The organism is Bacillus sp. Marseille-P3661, from assembly GCF_900240995.1.
Classification (GTDB): Bacteria; Bacillota; Bacilli; order Bacillales; family Bacillaceae_J; genus OESV01.
The window spans coordinates 183,481-205,217 of the sequence record NZ_LT965957.1 but is presented as its reverse complement, the minus strand read 5'-3'; the positions used below and the strand labels follow the sequence as shown (position 1 = coordinate 205,217).

Genomic DNA, 21,737 nt, shown 5'->3' with positions numbered 1-21,737 from the left:
AAGTAAATACTTCATAAAAAAGTTAAGGGCCTTGAATGCTAGCATTTAAGGCCCTTAACTTTTTTATTTTGATCGTTTAGCTAACCATTCACTAATTTTAGGAAATGTGATTTGAAGTGCTTTTGGGCCAAAGGTAACAGAGACATGCCCTGTTGGTACACAAATATATTCCTTGTCAGTACTTGAAATTTTCTCCATTAGCGCTTCTGCTTGATGTGGCATGGCGATTACATCACGCTCACCAGCAATGTTAAGAACATTAGCTTTAATTGCCCCCAAATCTACTTGTCGTCCGCGGATTGTAAGCTTATCTTTGATTAATTTATTCTGCTGATAAAACTCGCGAATCCATTGGCGATATGCTTCACCAGGAAATGGGATTCCATCACTAAGCCACTTTTGCATTAGTTTCCAGCTCTCTACAAACTTTGGATTGTCTGAACGATCATATAAAGTAACATATGGACCATAAAAGTTCGAAAGCGGATCAAGCATTTTATTACCAAAATCAATCATTTCAGGCGGCACGTTGCCAAGTGTTTCTACGACATTATCAACATCAAAATAGCGCTCGTCAAGGAAATTACCGTATAATCCAGTATCTTCAAAGTCAAACGGGCTTGTCATGAACACTAGGTTTTTAATGGGCAGTTCAGGATGTAGGGAGGCAAAGATTGAAGTCATTGTTCCACCCATACAATAACCTAAAACTGATATATCATTTGCACTAGAAGTACGAATAACCTTTTTTACAGCACGAGGAATATAGTCTAAGATAAAATCATCCAACTTCATATGACGATCCTCGTAGCCTGGAGTACCCCAATCTAGCATATATACATCAAAACCTTGATCAAGAAGGTATTCTACAAGACTAAAACCTTTCGTAATATCAAGAATATAAGGCTTGTTTATTAAAGCATACACCATTAATAGGGGTGTTTTATATTTTTTAGGCTTTTCTGAAATGTATCGGTATAATTTTGCTTTATTTTTCGTCCAGATCACCTCTTTTGGAGTTAATCCGACTTCTGGTTCTGGTTCTGTTGTTAATACTTGCATAGTTCGTTTGAAACGACGATACGATTTCTTAGCCTCCTCTGGCATTAACTCTACAAGATCATCGAGTTGTTTTTCCATGATCATCCCTGTTCCCACCTTTTAACTAGAGTAATTACATGTATAATCCGCCGTTGATATTTAATTGCTGACCAGTAATATAAGCTCCATCTTTACATAGGAATAGTACACCTTTTGCAATCTCTTCTGGGTGGCCAAATCGTTTTTGAGGAACCTTTGCACGAATTTGATCACGTATTTCCTCTGGGATTTCTAAAACCATACTTGTTTCTATGAACCCAGGACAAACTGCATTGACAGTTACGCTTGTTCTAGCTAATTCAAGAGCAAGAGATTTTGTAAAACCAATAATACCAGCTTTTGCAGCAGAGTAATTTGTTTGCCCGAATGCACCTGATTGGCCAATAACAGATGCAATATTAATGATTCTACCAGCTTCAGATTTAGTAATTGGTTCTAATGCTGCGGATGTTGTATTATATAAACTATTTAAATTAACATCAATCACCGATCTCCAATCATCTTCTGAAAGCTTTTTAAATGAACGATCTCTTGTAATTCCTGCATTATTAACTAAAATATCTAACTGGCCATATGTATCAACAGCCGCATTTATAAGTTTAGTAGCTTCTGTAGATTTTGAAACATCCGCTTGGACAGCAATTACTGTTCCACCGTTTTCTTGAATAGATGCAACTAATTTTTCAGCAGCTTGGCTACTGCTATTATAGTTGATTACAATCTTTACCCCGTTTTGAGCTAATTCTCTAGTAATAGCTGCTCCGATACCTACAGCTCCCCCAGTGATAATCGCAACTTTACCTTGTAGATTAGTAGTCATATTCCCACACACTCCCTGAATTATTTTTATTTTTCTTCTGTTTTAATATTACTTTGCATTGAAAGGTTAATTGCTGTTTTCAGTAGTACTCTTTGTTGAAGCAGTATTTTTTTGGCTTTCTCTAATAAATTGCAGAACTTCGTCTAATTTACTGCCAATCTCTTTAACTTCTTTCTTTAAAGCTGTAAGATCTTTTTTCACAACATCTGGTGAAAGCTGATTTTCGAGATTTGCTTCTAATTGCTCTTCTAGATCATCAACTTTTGTATCGAGATTGACAATTAGTGATGAAAGGTTAGATAAATCTTCGCGAGATGGTAGATTCATTTGTTCTAGATAGTGTTTGGTAGTCTTATCATTCATTTGCTTATAAAGTAAATTACCTTCTAAAACTTTACCCAACCATTCGGAAAATTCTTCTGTTCCAATTTTTTCGTTAATTGTCTTCCCCCAATAATTTTCTGCATTTTTGTAATAGTCCTGCCACATTGAAAATGGGTCAAACGTTTTTTGATTAGACAATGTTCGAATCTCCTTTCCATATTTTTCTTGTCAAATTGTAGTTTAAAGATCATTTGCATTAAAAACAATTTAAATTGTTCTAAAAATTCTAACAAAATTCTACATGTTTTGCATGAAGTGTCGATTTTATCACTTTTGTCGAAATGTTTTTATTACCACTAATTGACAAAAATTCCATATAGGTGTAAATTACACATATAAGAAAAATGTAGTTAGGTGATTCATATGACAGATAAAAAAAAATCAGAAAATAGAGATGTTGAAAAAACTATTGGAAGTTCGCCCAAAAATTTTATGATTCCATTTTTACTGTTAAGTTTGCGAGGAGGATTTAGCTTACACGGATATAAGTTAATTCAACAGCTTACTCAATTTGGGTTCTCTTCGATCGACCAAGGTAATGTCTACAGAGCGCTTAGACAGCTTGAGAAGGATGATTTAGTAAAATCTGAATGGGATACATCTAGTGGTGGTCCTGCAAAACGCATCTATTCGTTAACACATGCTGGCGAACAGTATTTAGATTTATGGGCTAACTCACTTGAACAATACCAAACCATGCTTGATAGCTTTTTTAATATGTATACAAACATGTTTATGCCACCGATCCAAAAGCGCGGGGAAGATGAGCCTGAAGAAAAGTGAAACTGCCGAGAAATCTGCAGCCACATATAAAATTAGTTTTTATAATTATTAAGGAGGAGTGAACATGTTTACAAGTACAATGGAACAAAGTACTAAATTTATGAATATAGTTTGGGAGAATTGGGAAAATGGAGTTCAAAAGGCTTATGATCAAGGGCAAGAGTTTGGAAAACTTTCATTAGAAAATTTAAAAAAACAACAAGATATGTTTGCTGCAGTAACCGTTAATCTTAATAAAGCGGAAGAGGAAATGAAAAATTCAATAAATGAATATGTACATGCATTTAATGAAAATAAGGTCTTATATAATGAAGATGCTGCACGTTTTTTTGGTAAATGGAATGAGAAAATAACAGAAATCTTTAATAAGACACAGCAACTTTCTATTACGCCAAGTAAAGCAATGTTAACAATGATGGAACAATCTCAACATAGAATATGCGAATTAGCGAAAAATTCATTTGCTGAACAGTCTAAAGTTCAAGCTGAATCAAAAGTATTTATTGAAAACATGATGGCACAAGTGAAGGAGTCGCAAAAAAAATGGTTAGAAATGGTAGAGGGGCAAACAAAACAGACTTCTAAGAAAGCTCAATCTAAATGAAAGCAATTATTGGAGGTGGAAGGATTGCAATCCCAACACTCTGAATTACTTGAAAAGTCAAGAAAAGTATTAAATCGGCCGTTTGAAGATATTTCCATTGGTGAGCAAGCAATATTTAAGAGAATAGTAACTGAAAAGGATATTCTTGATTTTGCTACTCTAACTGGGGATGTAAATCCTATTCATATTGATGATGATTATGCAGCTAAAACGATGTTTAAGGGCAGAATCGCTCATGGTATGTTAACCGCCGGTTTTATTTCTACCCTACTTGGTACGGTTTTTCCCGGAAGGAATGTAATCTATTTATCACAGAGCTGTAAGTTTACGGCACCTGTTCGAATTGGAGATACCATTAAAATAGTGGGAGAAGTAATCGAAAAGCATGAGGGTAAAAGCATTCTAACTCTACAGACAAATGCGTATAATCAAAACGATAAAATGGTAATTGAGGGGACAGCGGTCATCATGAAAAAGGAGCAGTTATAGTAACTGCCCTTTTTCTTATTGCTAAGTATATCGTAACGTAGAATTGTATTCTATTTATCCTTTAAGCGTCTCGATGTTCATGTAGCAATAGTGTAATTTCATATACACGGTGCCCAAGAGAATCTGTCATTTCCTTTTCTAGATAATTTTCCAACAATAAACCAATCTCGTACATTGAATTCTTTACTATTTGCATGTAACTCTCCAACTTCTTTCCTATAGATATATACATACTAGTTTGCCCCATACATCAAATTCTATAACCATTGTGTGGATTTAATGAATTTTAAAAGTACAGGGTTTATTAAACATTTTTCTTAGATTCATGAAGTAGTGTGTATTTTTTACTTATATATTTATAAAAAAGCAGTGTATAGGATTGGATCATTAAATATGCGGTAAAAGAATAAGATAACTCCCAATTCTTGTAGTTAAAAATATCAAATAAGGCTGTAATACCTTCGAATAGCGTTGCTAAAAGAGACCAAGTTATTATATAGAGGAGATTGCCTATTCCTTTAATAGATAGTAAGACGTATATATAAACAAAAAGATAAGCAAATGGCCCGTACAACATGTATGTTAGGAAGTCGAATAATTCATATTTTCCTGTATCTGTAATATCATATAGGTCAATGTTCGGTGCTGCTAATAGATGGTCTGCCATTCTTGCAATAGTAGCAGAAAACAGCATAATAAGAATTGTGATACTAATAGGAAGTTTTTTTGGCATTCGTAAAATTAGTGTATATGATACAAGTAAGCCAATTATAATAAACCATTCATTTTTGTCAAAATTCTGTGGTAAAAGCATTAGCTTGCTATGCCCTCATTTCGTAGACGATTGTGAAAAAGATGTTTTAAAAAATAAGTAAGCAGAAGGATTAGGCTAATACAAAGTATTGATAATTCGGGTTGCCAATTTTTGTATGTGATTACTTTTAATCTAGCTAATAAAAGTTCAAGCATATATATACTTCCTATAAAAAACAGTGTGATGTACAATTTTACAAATTTTCTTTTAAAGGTAGCTACAAAATTGAAGTACCATACATATAAAAGTGGTACGAGTACAAGCTCCCACAAACGAAAGATTATAGTACTATCTTTGCTGGCTCCTATTTCCCAATTGCTAAAATTAATATATAACACGGCGATATAGCTATTAAATATCAACTCGATAAACAAGAAGAGAAATATGTTTTCAAGGATATTAAGATTTTTGTGCGTAGAAAAGAATGCTATTAAAACAATAATGGTTAAATTAAGAAATAAAAGTAATTGCATATAATCACTCGCTAATTTTTGGTATTACCATAAGTTTGATAAGCAACCTGTTGTTTTATACATAAAGTTTTTGATATACAGTAATACGGAAGTAAAACAAGATAGAAAATATTTAAGAGCTAAAATTGTACCAAGTATATAGCGATAGCGAGGAAAATGATTATTATACTTGAAAATAATAAGGAATATTTTTTTGAAATATTTGCATCTTTTATTTCCTTCCATTTAATAGGCTGTATTCCGCTTAACCAAAATACTGCGATCGCCGAAAAAATAATCGAGTTTATATTTATTAGTAATAGAAGTAATGGAGTAACAGTCTCTTTCCATTGTGCAGCACCAACTATCATTCCAAAAACGATGGTTGGTGGTAAAAGTGCAATTGAAACCATTACACCTACAAGTGTTCCATGTAATTGTTTAACAAAAGAAATAGCTCCTGCAGCTCCGGAAGCCAGTGCAGCAATAATGTCAACAAATATAATATTTGTTCTTGATAAGAACTCCGTGCTATGAATAGGAAGTGGGAAAAAGAGTCCAAAAATCGCTGCTATAAAAAATGGGATTGATAGTCCATAAAGCGAAGTTAACAAGGATTTATAAAGCAGTCTATAATCACCTAATACACTTGCAAAGGCCGTGGCGATAAAGGGCCCGATTAAAGGTGCAATCACCATCGCACCAATTACAATAGCAGAGCTGTTTTTAATAATCCCGACAATAGCAACAATGGTAGATAAAATTATAAACCATGTAAAACTTATACTTGTTTCTGAGGATGTTTTAACAATAGAGTATAATTCATGCCTACTTGCACGCACGAATTCTTTTGTTTTGTCATTTTCTTGAGTTTTTTTCTTGTTATAAGTAATCTTCCATTCATTTAAATCAGGTATATATGTTTTAACTTCGTATAAAAAAACATGAATATTAGGTTGTTTAGAGGATATCGTTTCTAAATAATTGAGCACTTCTTCTGTATGTTCCCCCTTTACAAAAATCTTTAATAAGGTGCGATCCTCCTTTTCATTAGTAATCCAATCATAAATGATTGGAAATTGACTAAGAGCTCTATGTAAATCCTCTAGATCTAATTTAGACGAATAAATCTCAATTAATTGGATGGACATTTTGGTTCATTCTCCTGCAAGGATAATATTTATTTAACAAACTATTTTGTTAAGAAAGTTTTAATTTACATTATTTCATTATGGTCAATGTTTCCTCTTCAATAAACATTGAAGTAAAATGTTGAATTGCTTAGGGATGTTTAAGAACTTTTATCCAGGAGCAATTATGGTTAAACTGTTGGCGAATATGGAGGGATTGAAGTGAAGAATTTATTGTGGATAGTCATTTTAGTTTTTTTTATAGGAGCATGCACTTCAAATGGTTCTAAACAAACTAAGTACAATGAAGAAATAAATGCTATAGAAGTAAATACACAACCGGTAGAGGTATTGGCAACGGATTTAAATATTCCTTGGAATATAACCAAGCATGACCAGATCTTTTATTTAAGCCAACGTTCCGGTTCAGTAATTAAAGTAGATGGTAGCACTGGCACAAAAACAGTTCAAAACGTTGTTGTGTCAAGAGAAGTTCTCCATTTAGGGGAAGGAGGGCTACTAGGTTTTATACTAGCTCCTGATTTTCCAGTTTCTAAAGAGGCAATCGCATACCATACATATGAAAAAGAGGGAAGGACTTTTAACCGCGTAATTGTATTAAAATTATCTGAAGAAACATGGAATGAACAACGAGTTTTACTTGATAAAATTCCAGGCGGAAGCATTCACAATGGAGGTCGAGTTAAAGTTGGACCCGATCGTAAACTTTATATAACCGTCGGAGATGCGGGTCAACCGGAAAATGCTCAAAATGTAAACAGTTTAGCTGGTAAAATTTTGCGTATGGAGTTAGATGGGACAATCCCAAATGACAATCCTTTTAAAAATTCATATGTATATTCATATGGCCATCGAAATCCACAGGGTTTGGCTTGGGATGATGCAGGGAATTTTTATAGCACAGAGCATGGCCAAAGTGCCCATGATGAAATTAATCTCATTGTAAAAGGAGGTAATTATGGGTGGCCGTTAATTGAGGGGGAACAACAGGCTGCAAATATGACTTCCCCCATCTTCCATACAGGTGAAGTAACATGGGCTCCTTCAGGGATTGAAATAAAAGACAATAAAATTTATATTGCAACTTTACGTGGTGAAAGCATACGCAGCTATAATTTAACAAATGGTACAGTAGAAACGTTTTTTCAAGATGCAGGAAGACTTAGGGATGTTCTAATTGAAAAGGATGCGTTGTTTACTATTACAAATAATCGTGATGGTAGAGGGACCCCACGTGAAAATGACGATCAATTATTTAAGTTTCAAATAAAGTAAACCAACTATGATTGTCTTGATTTTGGTTAATTATTATAGGTTATTTGAAATAAGAGTGAAATTTAGATCCGTAAAAGTACTAACTTGTTCTTTTGCGGATTTAGTTTTTTAAGAATATATATTATTTAGAAGAATGAAATAAATAACATTTATTTGTGAATTATAATCTGCTAAAGTTGATTTATAATAGTTTTTTAAAATAATAGAAAAGTGAAAGCGCTTATAATGAGTATATAAGAAAGAAGGAAATGTTATGAAAATAGTTGATCTTAATATTCACGTATTATCTGCACCGTTGGCTGAGCCATTTGCATTTTCACAAGGCTATGCTGTAAATAGAACGACAATGATAGTTGAAATACTAACTGATGAGGGAATTATTGGCTGGGGTGAGTCACTATGTCATGGATTACAACCTCCACAAATAGCTGCTAGTATTGTAGAGTTTGCTCTGAAACCAATTCTTATCGGAGAGGATCCAAGCGATGTAGAAGTGCTATGGGATAAGATGTATAATCTAACACGACCATATGGTCAAGCGGGTGCGACAGTAAATGCAATTAGCGCTGTTGACATTGCGCTGTGGGATATTCTTGGTAAATCTCATGATAAACCTACATATCAGTTGTTAGGTGGTGCGTATCGTAAAGCTGTAAAACCTTACGCAACTGGCTTTTATCGAATAAAAGGGAAACAATATCCTGAAACAGCAATAGAAGAAGCGCATAGGCATTTAGAAAATGGCTTCGATGCGATGAAACTTAAAACAGGCTTTGGTATGAAAGAAGACATTGACTACATTTTGTCTGTTCGTGAAGCAATTGGTCCTAATGTATTGTTAATGGCAGATGCTAATTGCGCATTTAATGCAGCAACAGCAAGAAGAGTTCTGTATGAAATTGAACCAGCTAAATTACATTGGTTTGAAGAGCCGCTTCCACCGGAAGATATCGAAGGCTACAAACAACTAATTGGCTTGACATCAACTTTTATTGCTGCAGGTGAAAATATTTTTGGCAGCATTGGTGCTAGAAATTGGATTGCTGAAAAAGCGTTAGATGTGATCCAACCAGACTTGGCATCTTCAGGAGGTTTTACTGCCTGTAAAAGAATCAACGCACTAGCTAGTTCATGGAATATGATGGTTAATCCACATGTATGGGGGACAGGAATTGGATTAGCGGCATCTTTACAATACATTGCGAATATACCACCAGCGCCATTATGTCTGAAACCAATAGAACCAATGTTAGAATATGATCAATCTTCACATCCATTTAGACAGGATTTGATATATGGCTCTATCAGTATGAAGAATGGTATGGTTGATATTCCTTCAGCACCCGGCTTAGGCATTGAAGTGAATCGGGATGTGATAGAAAGATATAAAATTAATTAAAATTATTTTATATTGTGAAATCTTAGTTGGTTGTACTTGTACTCAGACTGTGTTCGATATTTTGTTTGGGTACAAGATTTCTTATTGTGCATCCCCTCCACTTCTGTAATTATATTTGTTTGATATAGCTCCTACTATCCACATATATGTATGTTTTTTCAACTTATTTAGGAAAACCTTGTTAGAAAAACTCCCGAAGTGATTGAGAAAATTAATAAATAAGGTTAAGTTAATGTTAATAAGATTGGTATTACAGGTTAATGCCTTTCGGTATAAAAATTGGTATTACAGGTACTTAGAAATCAGCTTTTGTTTTTTTAATTTTAACAATCTAAACAACTGATAATAATAATGGGATTTGTTGAGATAGCTCTTCGATGCCGTTAATCAAGGGTTTGTAGTGTAACTTTCTTGAAAAAAATATACAAATTATTGTTGACAACGCTTTCATCAGCATTTAGAATTGGTATTACAGATACAGAAATATTTGAAAAGTAATAGAAAATTGGTATTACAGATTAAAGGTATGAAAGAGAGGAGTAATATGGGGTATATTCAAATTCCGAGCAACAGACTTGCATTTAAGGTAGCTCAAAAATTAATTGAATCTATTAGGAATGGTGAGTATAAACCAGGCGAACGCTTACCATCTGAAAGAGAACTAGCTGAAAAAATGGGGATAAGCAGAGGACCACTTCGAGAAGCATTGAGTTCCTTGCAGGCTGCAAATTTCATTTATACAAAAAATGGTGCGGGCACATTTGTAAACGAGGTTGTCCCTTCAAAGAAAAATGCCTTTCGAGCGCTAGCCAGTGCTTTAAGTGATCAAAGTCCGATTGATATCTTGGAGGTAAGGGAACCAATTGAGGTTAAAGCCGCATACTTAGCTGCAGAGAACAGAACAGAAGAAGATATAAAACGTTTAAGAAGTGCTTTTGAGAGACAAAGAGGATTGATTTTGTCAGGTCAAGATCCAAGAGAGGCAGATATGGAATTCCATCTTGCCATAGCTAAAGCAACACAAAACACGGTTCTAGAAAAAACGATGGAATTGATATTTTCGTTGATGGATCAAGTATTCTGGGAAACCGTGATGGAAAATTTATCAGATAAAGTATATCAAGATGAGAAAGAGATACAAGATTATATTTGGATTCATGAAGAAATATTAAAGGCCATAGAAGATAAAAACAACGAAAGAGCACAATTGTTAATGAAACTACACATTAACAAACAAATGGACACATTATAATTTTTGGTTCATTTTTTTAGCTAATTATTTCTGAATATTCAAAAAAGGAGTGAGTCAAATTGAAGATAACGAATATTGATGTCGTAAATTTAAAATACAACGTCGACGCACCGTATGGAATGTCCCGAGGTTTAATAACATCACGTGGTTCAACACTTGTCATTGTAAAAACTGACGAAGGCCTTATAGGACTAGGTGAGACATGGGGAGGAGGTTCACCTTCCGTCGAGCATGTTAAACAAGTTTCTTCTTTCTTCATTAATAAAGATCCTTTTGATAGGGAGCTATTATTCAAAAAGAGCATGAATTCATTGTATCACTTGGGTCATGGAGGATTACATATAGCCGCCTTAAGCGGTATAGATATGGCGTTATGGGATATAATTGGCAAGGCTTGTAACAAGCCTATAGCGAAATTACTAGGTGGCCAGTCTAGAAATAAAATAATGGCTTATGCCTCTACCGGTTATTTAAGTGAAACATCATCAACCAAAGAACTTGCAAACCAAATCGAGTATGCAATGGAACAAGGGTTTAAAGCAGTAAAGATTAAAATCGGTGTGAATCCAGAATTCGACCGTGAGCGAGTAAAGTTAACCCGACAAATAGCAGGTGATGATGTTCTGATTCTAGTAGATGCTAATGGGAATTATAAAAGAGATAGTGCTCTGAAATGCGCTAAGTTAATAGAAGATTTTAATATTCATTGGTTTGAGGAACCAGTATCTCCTGAAGATATTGAAGGTTTCCGTTATTTAAAGGATAGAACGGATATCCCGATCGCATCAGGTGAAGCTTTATTTACAAGGTACGGGTTCAGAGAATATTTTGAAAAAGGTTTGCTAGATTACGTCCAACCAGACATAAGTAAGTGTGGTGGGATAACAGAAGCGCTAGCTATTACAACTTTAGCACAAACCTATAATTTAAATGTTTCAGCACATGTATGGGGAACGGCAATTGGGGTTGCAGCTGCAATGCAATTTATGTCTTATTTGCCTAGTCATCCTCATACGCTCAATGAGCCATCTCCTATTTTATTTGAATATGATACTAGTAATAATCCACTTCGAACAGATATTGTTCACGAAAATATTATCGTGAAAGATGGTTTTATCGAAGTTCTTGAAGGGTCAGGTCTAGGGATAACCCTAAATAATGAATTAATCAATAAATATGCAACTGAAGGGTCTATCCTCGCTTTTTAAAGCTTTTTAAAATGGGTTGTAAATTTTTTATATAAAATAATAACTTAAAGGAAAGAAAGGGGTTGCTGTTATGAGTTGGTTAAGAAAGTCCAAATTTCTAAGTGTTTTGATTTTGGTAGTTATGGTATTTGCAGGGTGTAGTAACAACTCTCAAGTAGAAAATTCATCTAATTCCTCTGAATCAAGCAATACTTCAACGACAGAAACAGGAAATACTAGTGGTGGCGAAATTATTTTTGGTACAGTCACTGAAACTCCTAGTTTAGATCCATTTTTAGAAGCTGCAGACGAACGTTCTAGACGTACTGTATTAATGTATGAAGGACTAACATGGGTTGATAACCAAATGCAAGTTCAACCGAGATTGGCTAGCAAATGGGAAATCAGTGAAGATGGAAAAGTTTATACATTTACTTTACGTGATGATGTTTATTTCCATAATGGCAATAAAATGACTGCAGAAGATGTTAAATATAGTTACGACTTATTTCTTGATGAGTCTTTTGGAACTGGTGGAGCTGGTGATTTTACAGCAGTTGAAAGCATAGAAATTGTTGATGAAACTACTATTAAATTTAATTTAAAAACTCCATTTGCTAGTTTACTAGCTGCATTAGGTGGGCGTTACGGCGGTGTTGTACCTAAAGGGACATATGATAATGGTAATTTGAAAAACGATGTAATCGGTACAGGTCCATATAAACTAGTAGAATGGACGCCAAATAATAATATGGTTCTTGAGAAGTTTGATAAATATTGGAGCGATGAGAGAGGGTTTATTGATAAGATAACAATCCAAATTGTTCCTGATGAAAATAGTTTATTAGCAGGTATACGATCAGCTCAAATTGACGCAGCACTTTTAACAGATTCAAAGTTTTATGCAATGATTAAAGACAATCCAAAGTTAAATGTTGAGCGTCATCCAGCGTTAAGATGGACAACATTAGACTTTGCTAATGATGTGGAGCCATTTAATGATCCCCGTGTAAGACAAGCTATCTTAAAAGGTATTGATAAGGAAGAAATAATGATTGCGGCAACTGACGGTGTTGGCTCAGTAATCGGGACAATGCCACCTGCATTTAGTAAATGGGTAGTACCAAATGCTGAACTAGAAAATCAAACAAGGGATGTAGAAGGAGCGAAAAAACTATTAGCTGAAGCGGGTTATGCTGATGGATTTAAAATGCCACTTCGTATCATCAGTAGTTTTGCTTGGATGAGACCTGCTGCTGAAGTAATTGCATCAAACCTAAAAGATATTGGAATTACAGTTGAAATTGAAACAGTAGATTTGGGTGTTTGGATTAAAGATTGGAGTAATTATAAAACACCAAATACATTCAATGAGTGGGGCGGATTCACAGATCCAGATTTACTATACTATCGTCACTTTAGAGCACAACCAGAAGGTGGGGATTGGAGACGTTGGAATAACCAAGAAGGATCAGAGCTACTAGACAAAGCTAGAGTTGAAACCGATCAAGCAGCAAGACAACAGTTATATAACGAATTCCAGAAATTAATGGCCAAGGAAGTACCGAGTATTCCATTATTTTCACCGGATAGTATTGCTGTAACTCAAACAAATATCGTGGATTATAAACATCATCCATCCGGTTGGTGGTATGGTTTAACATACGCTAAAGTTAATAATTAATATTTAACTAGGTTAGTAGGAAGGATGTAAGTATCTAACTTTTGCTAGATACTTACATCTCATTAACCAAAACATCTTGTATTGCCTAAGAGGGGAGTGACGTAAATGGGTGTTTATGTTGTAAAGCGTATTCTATCAATGATACCTACCTTAATTGGTGTGAGTTTATTAGTATTTTTACTAATGCAGCTAATTCCAGGTACAGTTGTTGAGCAAATGTTAGGGATAGAAGGGAATAATCCAGAAGCCCAAAAGCAATTAGAAGAATTTTTTGGTTTAGATCAACCTGTTATCGTCCAATATTGGAATTGGATTAGCGGAGTATTAGTCGGCGACTTAGGTGTATCATGGCGCTCAGGTGAACCTATTTTACCGACATTATTAAATGCCTTTATTATAACAGGTGAAATGGCTATTTTCTCGGTACTCGTTAGTGTGGTAATCGGTGTTCCATTAGGGATCGTTGCTGCATTAAAGCCATATGGTTTCATAGATAACATTTTAAGAGTCCTTTCATTAGCAGGTGTTTCAATTCCGGTCTTCTTTCAAGGTACATTACTTATTCTAATCTTTTCGCTATTTTTCCCGTGGGCACCTCCAGTAGTATATCAGTATCCTTGGGAATCTTTATCTCAGAATTTACAAATTATGATCTTGCCTGCCATTGCTCTTGGAATTGCAAGTAGCGCTGTAATTATGAGGATGACAAGATCGTCCTTGCTAGAGACGCTTGGCCAAGATTTTATTCGTACTGCTAGATCAAAGGGTATCACAGAAACAGCGGTCATTTTTGGTCATGCGCTAAAGAATATCTGGATTTCTGTAATTACTGCAGTCGGCTTAGAGATGGGACAAATACTTGGTGGAATTGTTGTAGTTGAAGTTGTATTTAGTTTACCAGGTGTAGGCCAGTTAATTTTTAATAGTTTAGTACAACGTGATTTTCCTATCGTTATAGCGGGGATTTTATTTGTTACAGTAATAGTTTTAATAATTAATACAATGATTGATCTTATTTATAAATTTGTTGATCCTAGAATTAGGTACGATTAAAAGGGGGGAGATGCGTGGGTATGCTAGAAGCAGAATTAAATAAAAATAATCATATTGAAAAGAAAAAAGGTGTTTTTCCAAATTGGTTGAAGACATTATTCCGCCATAAAACACTACTGGTTGGTAGTATCTTTATTTTTATTTTCTTTATTTTCACTCTTTTCCCTTTTTTATTTTTTTCAAAGGATGTAACGATACAAACGGATAGTGCGCTTCGTTTATTAGCCCCATCATTACAACATCCGTTTGGAACGGATCATATTGGAAGAGATATATTATCGAGAGTTATTTGGGGAACAAGAGTCTCTCTTGGGATTTCGGTAGGTTCAATGATGCTCGCAGCGATAGTAGGAGGAACATTGGGATTGATATCTGGATACTTTGGAGGGAAATTAGATAATATCATGGGAAGACTTATTGATGTTTTATATAGTTTTCCATCTCAAATTCTAGGTATATTTATTGCTGGTATCTTAGGACCAAGTGTTAAAAATGTAATTATTGCGATTGCAATTGTATTTATCCCTGTTTTTTATAGAACAATGCGCAGTAGTGTAGTAAAAGAAAAAGAGCGCGAATACGTTGAGGCCGCTAGATCACTTGGGATGAATGATACGTATATTATGTTTGTACATGTTTTAAGAAATTCAATTGTACCAGTAACTGTTCAATTTACTGTGGGACTCGCTGTAGCGATTCAACTTGAGGCAGCACTTGGGTTTCTAGGATTAGGTGTTCAACCTCCCGCAGCCTCATGGGGTAGTATTTTAAACGATGGAATTGATTATTTACTATTTGCTCCATGGATTTCAATTCTACCAGGCTTGTTTATGGTTTTAGCTGTATTTAGTTTTAATCTTATTGGAGACGGATTGCGTGATTTATTGGATCCGCATTCGGAAAAGTAAAGGGTGAAATGGATGAAAATTACGAAGGTAGAAGCGATACCGTTTAAGATTCCGTATGGAAAAACATTAAAATGGGCAACTGGCCAAGCAGATGCAGCAGACCATGTCCTAATTGCTGTACATACTAATGAAGGAATTAGTGGATATGCAGAGGCTATACCAAGACCTACTATATATGGTGAATCACAACTATCGATTGTTAATGCAATCAAAGAATGGTTTGAACCAGTCCTTCTGGATAAAAACCCATTTTCTATTAATTCAATTCAATTAGAGATTAATAAATTTCCTGCTAACAATACAGCAAAAAGTGCTATCGATATGGCACTTTATGATATCCAAGCTAGAAAGGCAAATCAACCTTTATATAGATATTTAGGTGGAGAGCCCAAAAACATACCACTTACGTGGATGGTTAATCTGGATACTCCAGAGAAAATGGTAGATCAAGTTATTGAGAAGTATGAGCAGGGCTATAAGAGCTTTAAAGTAAAAGGCGGAATTGATCCTAGTAAAGATGTGGAATTAATCAAAAATATCCGAAGTGTGCTAGGTGAAAACATTTTCTTATATATAGATGCGAATCAAGGTTATTCGGTTTCAACTGCCGGTAAAGTGATTCGAGAATTAAAAGAGTACGGGGTATCCCTTATTGAAGAACCGTTATCGCAAGAGGATTATGTGAGGAATTTTAGTAAAAATCGTTTTCTAAGTGCCTCACCAGATGTTTGTATACTCGGTGATGAAAGTGTCTTCACAGCAAAAGATGTGCTGCGAGAATTGAATGCTGACACAATTGATTTAGTAAGTTTAAAACCTGCTAGAACTGGAGTAACAGAAAGTAAAAAGGTGATGGCGTTAGTTCAATTATTTGGTATAGATGCTCTGATAGGGACTCAAGGAGAAACGGCGATTGGTACGATGCAAAGTGCTCACATTGCAGTTGGATTAAATGTTGTAAACTATCCAGCAGAGTTAAGTTTCTTCACGATTTTTAAGGAGTCTATTATTAAAGAACTACCGGAGGTAAACAATGGTGAATTGATTTTAAGTGATTCTATAGGAAGTGGTATTGAAATTGATGAAGAGAAACTTTCATTTTATCGAGTGTAATGCTTGATAATTACTTGACATGCAAGGGGTGAATATTATGGCGAATCCTATTCTTGAAGTAAAAAATCTCTATACAATATTTCATACGCCTAAAGGTGATGTATCCGCAATTGAGGGTGTTAGTTTCAATATTCACGAGGGTGAAATTTTAGGTGTAATCGGTGAAAGTGGAAGTGGCAAAAGCGTGACATCTCTATCTATCATGAGATTACTTAAAAAGGGTAAAACAACAGTAAAATCTGAAAGTGAAATCTTATTTGAAGGCAAAGATCTTTTGAAATTACCAGATTCAGAGATTAGAAAAATTCGTGGAAAAGAAATTTCAATGATATTTCAGGATCCGTTAACCTCATTGAATCCTGTTTATACAATTGGAAAACAAATCCGAGAAGTCCTTCGTTTACATAGGGGACTTAACCCAAAAGAAATCGAATCAGAGATGATTAATATTTTAAAATTGGTAGGGATTTCTTCTCCGGAAAAAAGAATACATCAATATCCACATCAATTGTCTGGTGGAATGAGACAACGGGTTATGATTGCAATGGCATTATCTTGTCACCCAAAGCTACTGATAGCAGATGAACCAACAACAGCATTGGATGTAACCATTCAAGCGCAAATTTTAGAACTAATAAAAGAATTGCGCTCCAAATTGAATTTATCGATTATGTTAATCACACATGATATGGGTGTAATTGCTGATATGGCAGATAAAGTTGCTGTCATGTATTCAGGAAAGATTGTTGAAGCGGGGCCAGTTGAGGATATATTTAGAGATCCAAAACATCCTTATACAAAAGGGCTCTTACAGTCAATTCCGCGCTTAGATCTTGATGAAAAACGTTTAAATACAATCGGAGGAGCCATTCCTAATCCGAAATCAAGACCAATAGGATGTAATTATTATCCGAGATGTCCACATGCAATGGAAAAGTGCAAGGCAGTAGAACCTCCTGTAACAATGTTTGAATCAGGAAGAAGTGCAAGTTGTTGGTTACATGAAACTGATAACGGCAATGGCTCACATAATCAAACCACTAAAGTAGGGGGGATTTAAATGGAGTTGCAAATAGTTAAGGATGAAGTAGCAAACAAAAACGCAAATCTAATAGAAGTAAAGAATCTGACAAAGTACTTCCCTATTAAAGGCGGTTTATTATCGAGAACAAAAGGATGGGTAAAATCGGTCGATCATGTTTCATTTACGATAAAAAGAGGTGAATCGCTAGGTGTAGTAGGTGAATCAGGTTGTGGAAAAAGTACATTAGGTCGCACGCTTTTACGTCTTTTGCAACCTACTAATGGTGAAGTTTATTACGATGGAAAAAACATATATGACTTAAGTAAGGAAGATCTTCGAAAGTTAAGAAGAAAGATGCAAATGATTTTTCAGGACCCATATTCTTCTTTAAATCCTCGAATGAAAATTGGAAATATATTAGAAGAACCACTTCGACTGTATAACATAGGAACACCGGAAGAACGAAAACAACGGATCAATGAACTGATGGATATTGTTGGACTTGATTCGGAATATTTAAAACGGTTTCCTCATGAATTATCTGGTGGGCAACGACAACGGATTGGAATTGCAAGAGCCTTACTATTAAACCCAGAGTTTATTGTTTGCGATGAAGCAGTATCTGCTTTAGATGTGTCGATTCAATCGCAAATTATCAATCTTTTACAGGATTTGCAGGAAAAGTTTAATTTAACGTACTTTTTTATAGCTCATGATTTAAGTGTTGTTAAGCACATTAGTGATCGGATAGCTGTTATGTACTTAGGTGAACTAGTGGAATTAACTGATAAGAAAAGCCTTTTTGAAACACCACTTCATCCCTATACAGAATCATTACTTTCAGCTATTCCAATTGCTAATCCGAGTATGCAAAGAACACGAAAAAGAATCGTACTTAAGGGGGATGTGCCGAATCCAGATAATCCTCCAACCGGTTGTCGATTCCATACTCGTTGTCCTTATAGTCAAGAAATTTGTAAAAAGGAAAAGCCATTGTTTAAAAACATAAATGAAGATAAACACGGTCAGCCTGAACATTTTGTAGCGTGTCACTTTGCTGCAGAATTGAATCTAGATGGAGTAAAAAACTAGTTTACTTTATTACACTTAATCAAATGAGGTGACTCTATGAATGTATTGATTATTGGCGGAGATGGTTTTGTAGGATCTCATATTACTAGAGAATTTGTTAAGAATGGTCATAACGTAACATTATTTGGACTAAAGTTAGCTGAAAATTTAATTGGAGATATTCAGGATCGCATTACATTCATTGAAGGCAATATTATGGAATATGAAAGTTTAGTTCAAGCTCATATTAATAATACAACGGATGTAATGATTCATTTAGCTGCATATGGTGCCGGGAAAGACGGATTAGCAAAATCAGCGCAAGATAACCCTAAAAGGGCAATCGATGTTAACATAAACGGATTTTATAATGTTTTAGAGGCTGCTAAACAAACTGGTGTGAAAAGAGTGCTATGGTCTGGTTCTAGTACGGTGTACGCACCGGCTGAATGGTATAAGGAAGAACTAGTAGATGAAAAGTCTGCAAGAAATCCGGAAACGTTCTATGGTTCTACTAAAGTAATGGATGAATTGATGACTCAGTTTTATCGAAATCAATATAACATGGAAGTTGTATCCGTAAGATTGCCGCTTGTTTATGGGCCTGGCCGTTGGTATAAGGGAGCAGGTGGCGCATTCGTAGATATGTTTGAAAATTGCAATTCAAGTGAGGAAGTAATTGTCAAAGGTGGCCCAGAATTAGTTGATTTAATGTATGTTAAAGATGTCTCAGGATTATTTTATCAGCTTGCGATTGCTAAGGAACAACTAAGCGATATTTATAATGTAAAAAGTCACACGACAACTGTGGAAGAAATGGTAAATATAGTGAGAAATTATTTACCTGAATATAAATTGACATTTGACTGTTCGACGAGCGGAGCTACTGTATATCCATTAATGGATACATCTAGAGTCGAAAGCGAGATTAAATTTACTCCTAAATATACAGTAAAAGAAGCATGTGAGGATTATTTAGATACATTAAGGAGGACTCAAAATGTTTGAAGAAAGAATCAAAGAATTGGGATATGAATTACCTGTAGCTGCTACACCCTCATTTATATATGTACCAGTAGTTGTTCATAACAATGTTGCCTATATTAGTGGTCAACTTCCAAAGGTAGATGGTGAAGTAAAAGTAACGGGAAAGGTTGGAGGAAATGTATCCATTGAAGAAGCACAAGAATCTGCACGAATTTGTATTCTACAAGGGTTGAGTTGTTTGAAACAAGAGATTGGTAGTCTCGACAGAGTTGATAAATTCTTAAAGGTTACTGGGTTTGTTAATTCTGCTGAAGGGTTCAATCAACAACCAAAAGTAATAGATGCAGCTTCAGAACTAATTGAAAAGATTTTTGGTGACCAAGGCAGACATGCGCGTTCTGCAGTAGGTGCAGCTGAATTACCACGAAGTACGCCAGTTGAAATAGAAATGAGCGTAGCAATTAAAAACGACTAAGTTGGAGGGGACTTTGATGAAAAAGGTTATGACAGGGGCACAAGCAATTGTTGAGTGTATTAAATTAGAAGGTATAAATCATGCGTTTTGTGTGCCAGGTGAAAGCTATTTAGAATTATTGGATGCTATTTACGAAGAAGATAGTATCGAATTAATATCAAATAGACATGAAGGCGGAGCAGCTTTCATGGCTGAAGCTTACGGGAAGGCATCTGGTAAACCTGGTATCGCAATGGCCACTCGTGGGGTAGGAGGAGCAAACTTAGCCATCGGGGTTCATACCGCCCATCAAGATTCTACTCCCATGGTCGTCTTTCTAGGTCAAGTTGATAGTAAGTTTAGGGGACGCGAGGGTTTCCAGGAAGTAGAACTTGATCAATTCTTTCAACATATTTGTAAATGGGCTGTTGAAATTAGAGATGTGGAAAGAACACCAGAATTAGTGCAACGTGCGTTTCGGATAGCGAGGACTGGCAGACCTGGTCCGGTAATAGTTTCCTTACCAGCTGATATTTTATCGCAAAAAGCTGAAATGGAATTTGGACCTGTTATTACAAATCCTAAGCCGAAGCCTGCAGAAAATGAGATTATTGAATCTTTACAGGTTTTGAAAAACTCAGAGCACCCATTGATAATCGCAGGCGGAGGAGTTATTGCTTCTAATGGTGAAGAAAATCTTCAGCGTTTTGCAGAAAAATATAATGTGCCGGTACTTGCTTCGTTTAGACGTCATGATGTTTTTCCTAATAATCATGAGCTGTATGTCGGCCACTCAGGTTTAGGAACCCCTGTAGAAATTCTAGAAACAATCAAGCAAGCTGATACGATAGTCGCAATTGGTACTCGTTTTTCTGAGGTTACTACCCAAGGATATTCGGTTGTATCAAAAGCACAAAAGATTATCCACATAGATATTGATTTTAATACAATAGGTAAAGTTTATTCTCCTGTAGTAGGCATCGTTGCAGACGCAAATGAAGCTTTAAAATCATTACTTACAGCGGAAGATGATTTTGTGAATGTACCAGAAAAATGGAAAAAGTGGGCGCAGGACAGGCGAACGGTATATCAAACAATTAGTGAAATTAAAGAAGAAAAACATCATAATGAAGTTGATATGAAACAAATTATTGCAGCCCTTCAAAAATATGCACCAGCTAATACGATTTTTACAAATGATGCTGGAAATTTTTCAGGCTGGTTGCATAATTTTTATCAATTTAATTATAGGAAAACATATATCGGTCCAATCTCTGGAGCGATGGGATATGGTGTTCCTGCAGCAGTAGGCATCAAGCTCGCAAGACCAGATTGCCCTGTTATATCCTTATCTGGCGATGGCGGCTTTATGATGACCCTCCAAGAATTAGAAACAGCTGTACGCTATAATGTCCCAATTATTTCGATTGTCGTTAATAATAACATGTATGGAACAATTAGAATGCATCAAGAAATGCATCATCCTGAGCGAGTAATCGGTACGCTGTTGGGAAATCCTGACTTTAAAAAACTGGGTGAATCATTTGGCGTATTTAGTGCAAGTGTCACAAATGATGCAGATTTTGAAGGTGTGCTGCTTGAAGCGATGAAAGCTAATAAACCAGCATTAATAGAAGTTGTATGTGATCCTAATAAAATATCATTTAAATCAACAATTGAGTCCATACGTGCAAAACATAAACAACAAGTCGTCAATAACTAACTCGGATAA

22 protein-coding genes are annotated in these 21,737 nt (G+C 35.2%); 16 read left to right on the top strand and 6 right to left on the bottom strand.

The genetic code is table 11. The features are described 5' to 3' along the window. Positions 1 to 63: 63 nt before the first annotated feature. The 3 genes from phaC to phaR form a co-directional block, all read right to left on the bottom strand. Positions 64 to 1,146 (bottom strand): class III poly(R)-hydroxyalkanoic acid synthase subunit PhaC, encoded by a 1,083-nt coding sequence (gene phaC / locus C1724_RS22015; protein WP_102348940.1) that lies wholly within the window; start codon positions 1,144 to 1,146, stop codon positions 64 to 66. Between the two features lie 28 nt (positions 1,147 to 1,174). Beyond that, positions 1,175 to 1,921, bottom strand: a complete 747-nt coding sequence (locus tag C1724_RS22010; RefSeq protein ID WP_102348939.1) for a 3-oxoacyl-ACP reductase — start codon at positions 1,919 to 1,921, stop codon at positions 1,175 to 1,177. 66 nt (positions 1,922 to 1,987) lie between these two features. Beyond that, on the bottom strand, positions 1,988 to 2,443 hold the full coding sequence (phaR, locus tag C1724_RS22005; protein ID WP_102348938.1) for a polyhydroxyalkanoic acid synthase subunit PhaR: 456 nt from the start codon (positions 2,441 to 2,443) through the stop codon (positions 1,988 to 1,990). Between the two features lie 225 nt (positions 2,444 to 2,668). Here phaR and phaQ point away from each other — a divergent pair, with 225 nt between their 5' ends. The 3 genes from phaQ to C1724_RS21990 all read left to right on the top strand — a co-directional run bounded on the left by phaQ (position 2,669) and on the right by C1724_RS21990 (position 4,181). Continuing rightward, entirely contained in the window at positions 2,669 to 3,088 is a 420-nt protein-coding gene (phaQ, locus tag C1724_RS22000) for a poly-beta-hydroxybutyrate-responsive repressor (protein WP_102348937.1), read from the top strand. 64 nt (positions 3,089 to 3,152) lie between these two features. Further along, positions 3,153 to 3,692 carry a hypothetical protein gene (locus C1724_RS21995; RefSeq protein WP_102348936.1) on the top strand — a complete coding sequence of 180 codons (540 nt, stop codon included), beginning with the start codon at positions 3,153 to 3,155 and terminating at the stop codon, positions 3,690 to 3,692. A 24-nt stretch (positions 3,693 to 3,716) separates the two neighbouring features. Continuing rightward, positions 3,717 to 4,181, top strand: coding sequence for a MaoC family dehydratase (locus C1724_RS21990; protein ID WP_102348935.1), 465 nt, complete (start codon positions 3,717 to 3,719; stop codon positions 4,179 to 4,181). Positions 4,182 to 4,242: 61 nt separating this feature from the next. Here the strand turns inward: C1724_RS21990 and C1724_RS26235 are convergent, their stop codons facing one another. The 3 genes from C1724_RS26235 to C1724_RS21975 form a co-directional block, all read right to left on the bottom strand. After that, entirely contained in the window at positions 4,243 to 4,377 is a 135-nt protein-coding gene (locus tag C1724_RS26235) for a hypothetical protein (protein ID WP_258000498.1), read from the bottom strand. 108 nt (positions 4,378 to 4,485) lie between these two features. After that, positions 4,486 to 4,995: a hypothetical protein gene (locus C1724_RS21985; protein ID WP_102348934.1), complete on the bottom strand. Its 510-nt coding sequence runs from the start codon at positions 4,993 to 4,995 to the stop codon at positions 4,486 to 4,488. A gap of 592 nt (positions 4,996 to 5,587) precedes the next feature. Beyond that, a complete protein-coding gene (locus C1724_RS21975) occupies positions 5,588 to 6,598 on the bottom strand; it encodes a TIGR00341 family protein (protein ID WP_102348932.1) in 1,011 nt (336 codons plus the stop codon). A gap of 201 nt (positions 6,599 to 6,799) precedes the next feature. On the opposite strand from C1724_RS21975, the gene C1724_RS21970 reads away from it, so the two are divergent. From C1724_RS21970 to C1724_RS21910, 13 genes are all read left to right on the top strand, one after another. Further along, a complete protein-coding gene (locus C1724_RS21970; protein ID WP_258000497.1) occupies positions 6,800 to 7,873 on the top strand; it encodes a PQQ-dependent sugar dehydrogenase in 1,074 nt (357 codons plus the stop codon). A gap of 253 nt (positions 7,874 to 8,126) precedes the next feature. After that, entirely contained in the window at positions 8,127 to 9,272 is a 1,146-nt protein-coding gene (locus C1724_RS21965; RefSeq protein ID WP_102348931.1) for a mandelate racemase/muconate lactonizing enzyme family protein, read from the top strand. A 544-nt stretch (positions 9,273 to 9,816) separates the two neighbouring features. Then, positions 9,817 to 10,524: a FadR/GntR family transcriptional regulator gene (locus tag C1724_RS21960; RefSeq protein WP_180994410.1), complete on the top strand. Its 708-nt coding sequence runs from the start codon at positions 9,817 to 9,819 to the stop codon at positions 10,522 to 10,524. Positions 10,525 to 10,583: 59 nt separating this feature from the next. Then, on the top strand, positions 10,584 to 11,732 hold the full coding sequence (locus tag C1724_RS21955) for a mandelate racemase/muconate lactonizing enzyme family protein (RefSeq protein WP_102348929.1): 1,149 nt from the start codon (positions 10,584 to 10,586) through the stop codon (positions 11,730 to 11,732). A gap of 70 nt (positions 11,733 to 11,802) precedes the next feature. Continuing rightward, entirely contained in the window at positions 11,803 to 13,395 is a 1,593-nt protein-coding gene (locus C1724_RS21950; protein ID WP_102348928.1) for an ABC transporter substrate-binding protein, read from the top strand. Positions 13,396 to 13,500: 105 nt separating this feature from the next. Continuing rightward, the gene (locus C1724_RS21945; protein ID WP_102348927.1) at positions 13,501 to 14,448 is read left to right on the top strand and encodes an ABC transporter permease; all 948 of its coding nucleotides are present in this window, start codon (positions 13,501 to 13,503) and stop codon (positions 14,446 to 14,448) included. A 20-nt stretch (positions 14,449 to 14,468) separates the two neighbouring features. Further along, positions 14,469 to 15,356: an ABC transporter permease gene (locus tag C1724_RS21940; RefSeq protein ID WP_102349022.1), complete on the top strand. Its 888-nt coding sequence runs from the start codon at positions 14,469 to 14,471 to the stop codon at positions 15,354 to 15,356. A gap of 12 nt (positions 15,357 to 15,368) precedes the next feature. After that, complete coding sequence (locus C1724_RS21935; protein WP_102348926.1) at positions 15,369 to 16,469, top strand: mandelate racemase/muconate lactonizing enzyme family protein; 1,101 nt, start codon at positions 15,369 to 15,371, stop codon at positions 16,467 to 16,469. A 37-nt stretch (positions 16,470 to 16,506) separates the two neighbouring features. Further along, positions 16,507 to 17,529 (top strand): ABC transporter ATP-binding protein, encoded by a 1,023-nt coding sequence (locus tag C1724_RS21930; protein ID WP_102348925.1) that lies wholly within the window; start codon positions 16,507 to 16,509, stop codon positions 17,527 to 17,529. Continuing rightward, a complete protein-coding gene (locus tag C1724_RS21925) occupies positions 17,530 to 18,585 on the top strand; it encodes an ABC transporter ATP-binding protein (protein WP_102348924.1) in 1,056 nt (351 codons plus the stop codon). Between the two features lie 36 nt (positions 18,586 to 18,621). Next, entirely contained in the window at positions 18,622 to 19,572 is a 951-nt protein-coding gene (locus tag C1724_RS21920) for an NAD-dependent epimerase/dehydratase family protein (protein WP_102348923.1), read from the top strand. Next, entirely contained in the window at positions 19,565 to 20,026 is a 462-nt protein-coding gene (locus tag C1724_RS21915; RefSeq protein ID WP_102348922.1) for a RidA family protein, read from the top strand. The genes C1724_RS21920 and C1724_RS21915 overlap by 8 nt, the downstream gene beginning before the upstream one ends. Positions 20,027 to 20,042: 16 nt before the next feature. Beyond that, complete coding sequence (locus tag C1724_RS21910; protein WP_102348921.1) at positions 20,043 to 21,728, top strand: thiamine pyrophosphate-dependent enzyme; 1,686 nt, start codon at positions 20,043 to 20,045, stop codon at positions 21,726 to 21,728. The last annotated feature ends 9 nt before the right edge of the window (positions 21,729 to 21,737 follow it).

Coding starts and splice junctions, on each gene's coding strand:
- phaC (WP_102348940.1), bottom strand. CDS start 1,146: ATGATCATGGAAAAACAACTCGATGATCTTGTAGAGTTAATGCCAGAG.
- C1724_RS22010 (WP_102348939.1), bottom strand. CDS start 1,921: ATGACTACTAATCTACAAGGTAAAGTTGCGATTATCACTGGGGGAGCT.
- phaQ (WP_102348937.1), top strand. CDS start 2,669: ATGACAGATAAAAAAAAATCAGAAAATAGAGATGTTGAAAAAACTATT.
- C1724_RS21995 (WP_102348936.1), top strand. CDS start 3,153: ATGTTTACAAGTACAATGGAACAAAGTACTAAATTTATGAATATAGTT.
- C1724_RS26235 (WP_258000498.1), bottom strand. CDS start 4,377: ATGCAAATAGTAAAGAATTCAATGTACGAGATTGGTTTATTGTTGGAA.
- C1724_RS21985 (WP_102348934.1), bottom strand. CDS start 4,995: ATGCTTTTACCACAGAATTTTGACAAAAATGAATGGTTTATTATAATT.
- C1724_RS21975 (WP_102348932.1), bottom strand. CDS start 6,598: ATGTCCATCCAATTAATTGAGATTTATTCGTCTAAATTAGATCTAGAG.
- C1724_RS21965 (WP_102348931.1), top strand. CDS start 8,127: ATGAAAATAGTTGATCTTAATATTCACGTATTATCTGCACCGTTGGCT.
- C1724_RS21960 (WP_180994410.1), top strand. CDS start 9,817: ATGGGGTATATTCAAATTCCGAGCAACAGACTTGCATTTAAGGTAGCT.
- C1724_RS21950 (WP_102348928.1), top strand. CDS start 11,803: ATGAGTTGGTTAAGAAAGTCCAAATTTCTAAGTGTTTTGATTTTGGTA.
- C1724_RS21945 (WP_102348927.1), top strand. CDS start 13,501: ATGGGTGTTTATGTTGTAAAGCGTATTCTATCAATGATACCTACCTTA.
- C1724_RS21940 (WP_102349022.1), top strand. CDS start 14,469: ATGCTAGAAGCAGAATTAAATAAAAATAATCATATTGAAAAGAAAAAA.
- C1724_RS21935 (WP_102348926.1), top strand. CDS start 15,369: ATGAAAATTACGAAGGTAGAAGCGATACCGTTTAAGATTCCGTATGGA.
- C1724_RS21930 (WP_102348925.1), top strand. CDS start 16,507: ATGGCGAATCCTATTCTTGAAGTAAAAAATCTCTATACAATATTTCAT.
- C1724_RS21925 (WP_102348924.1), top strand. CDS start 17,530: ATGGAGTTGCAAATAGTTAAGGATGAAGTAGCAAACAAAAACGCAAAT.
- C1724_RS21920 (WP_102348923.1), top strand. CDS start 18,622: ATGAATGTATTGATTATTGGCGGAGATGGTTTTGTAGGATCTCATATT.
- C1724_RS21915 (WP_102348922.1), top strand. CDS start 19,565: ATGTTTGAAGAAAGAATCAAAGAATTGGGATATGAATTACCTGTAGCT.
- C1724_RS21910 (WP_102348921.1), top strand. CDS start 20,043: ATGAAAAAGGTTATGACAGGGGCACAAGCAATTGTTGAGTGTATTAAA.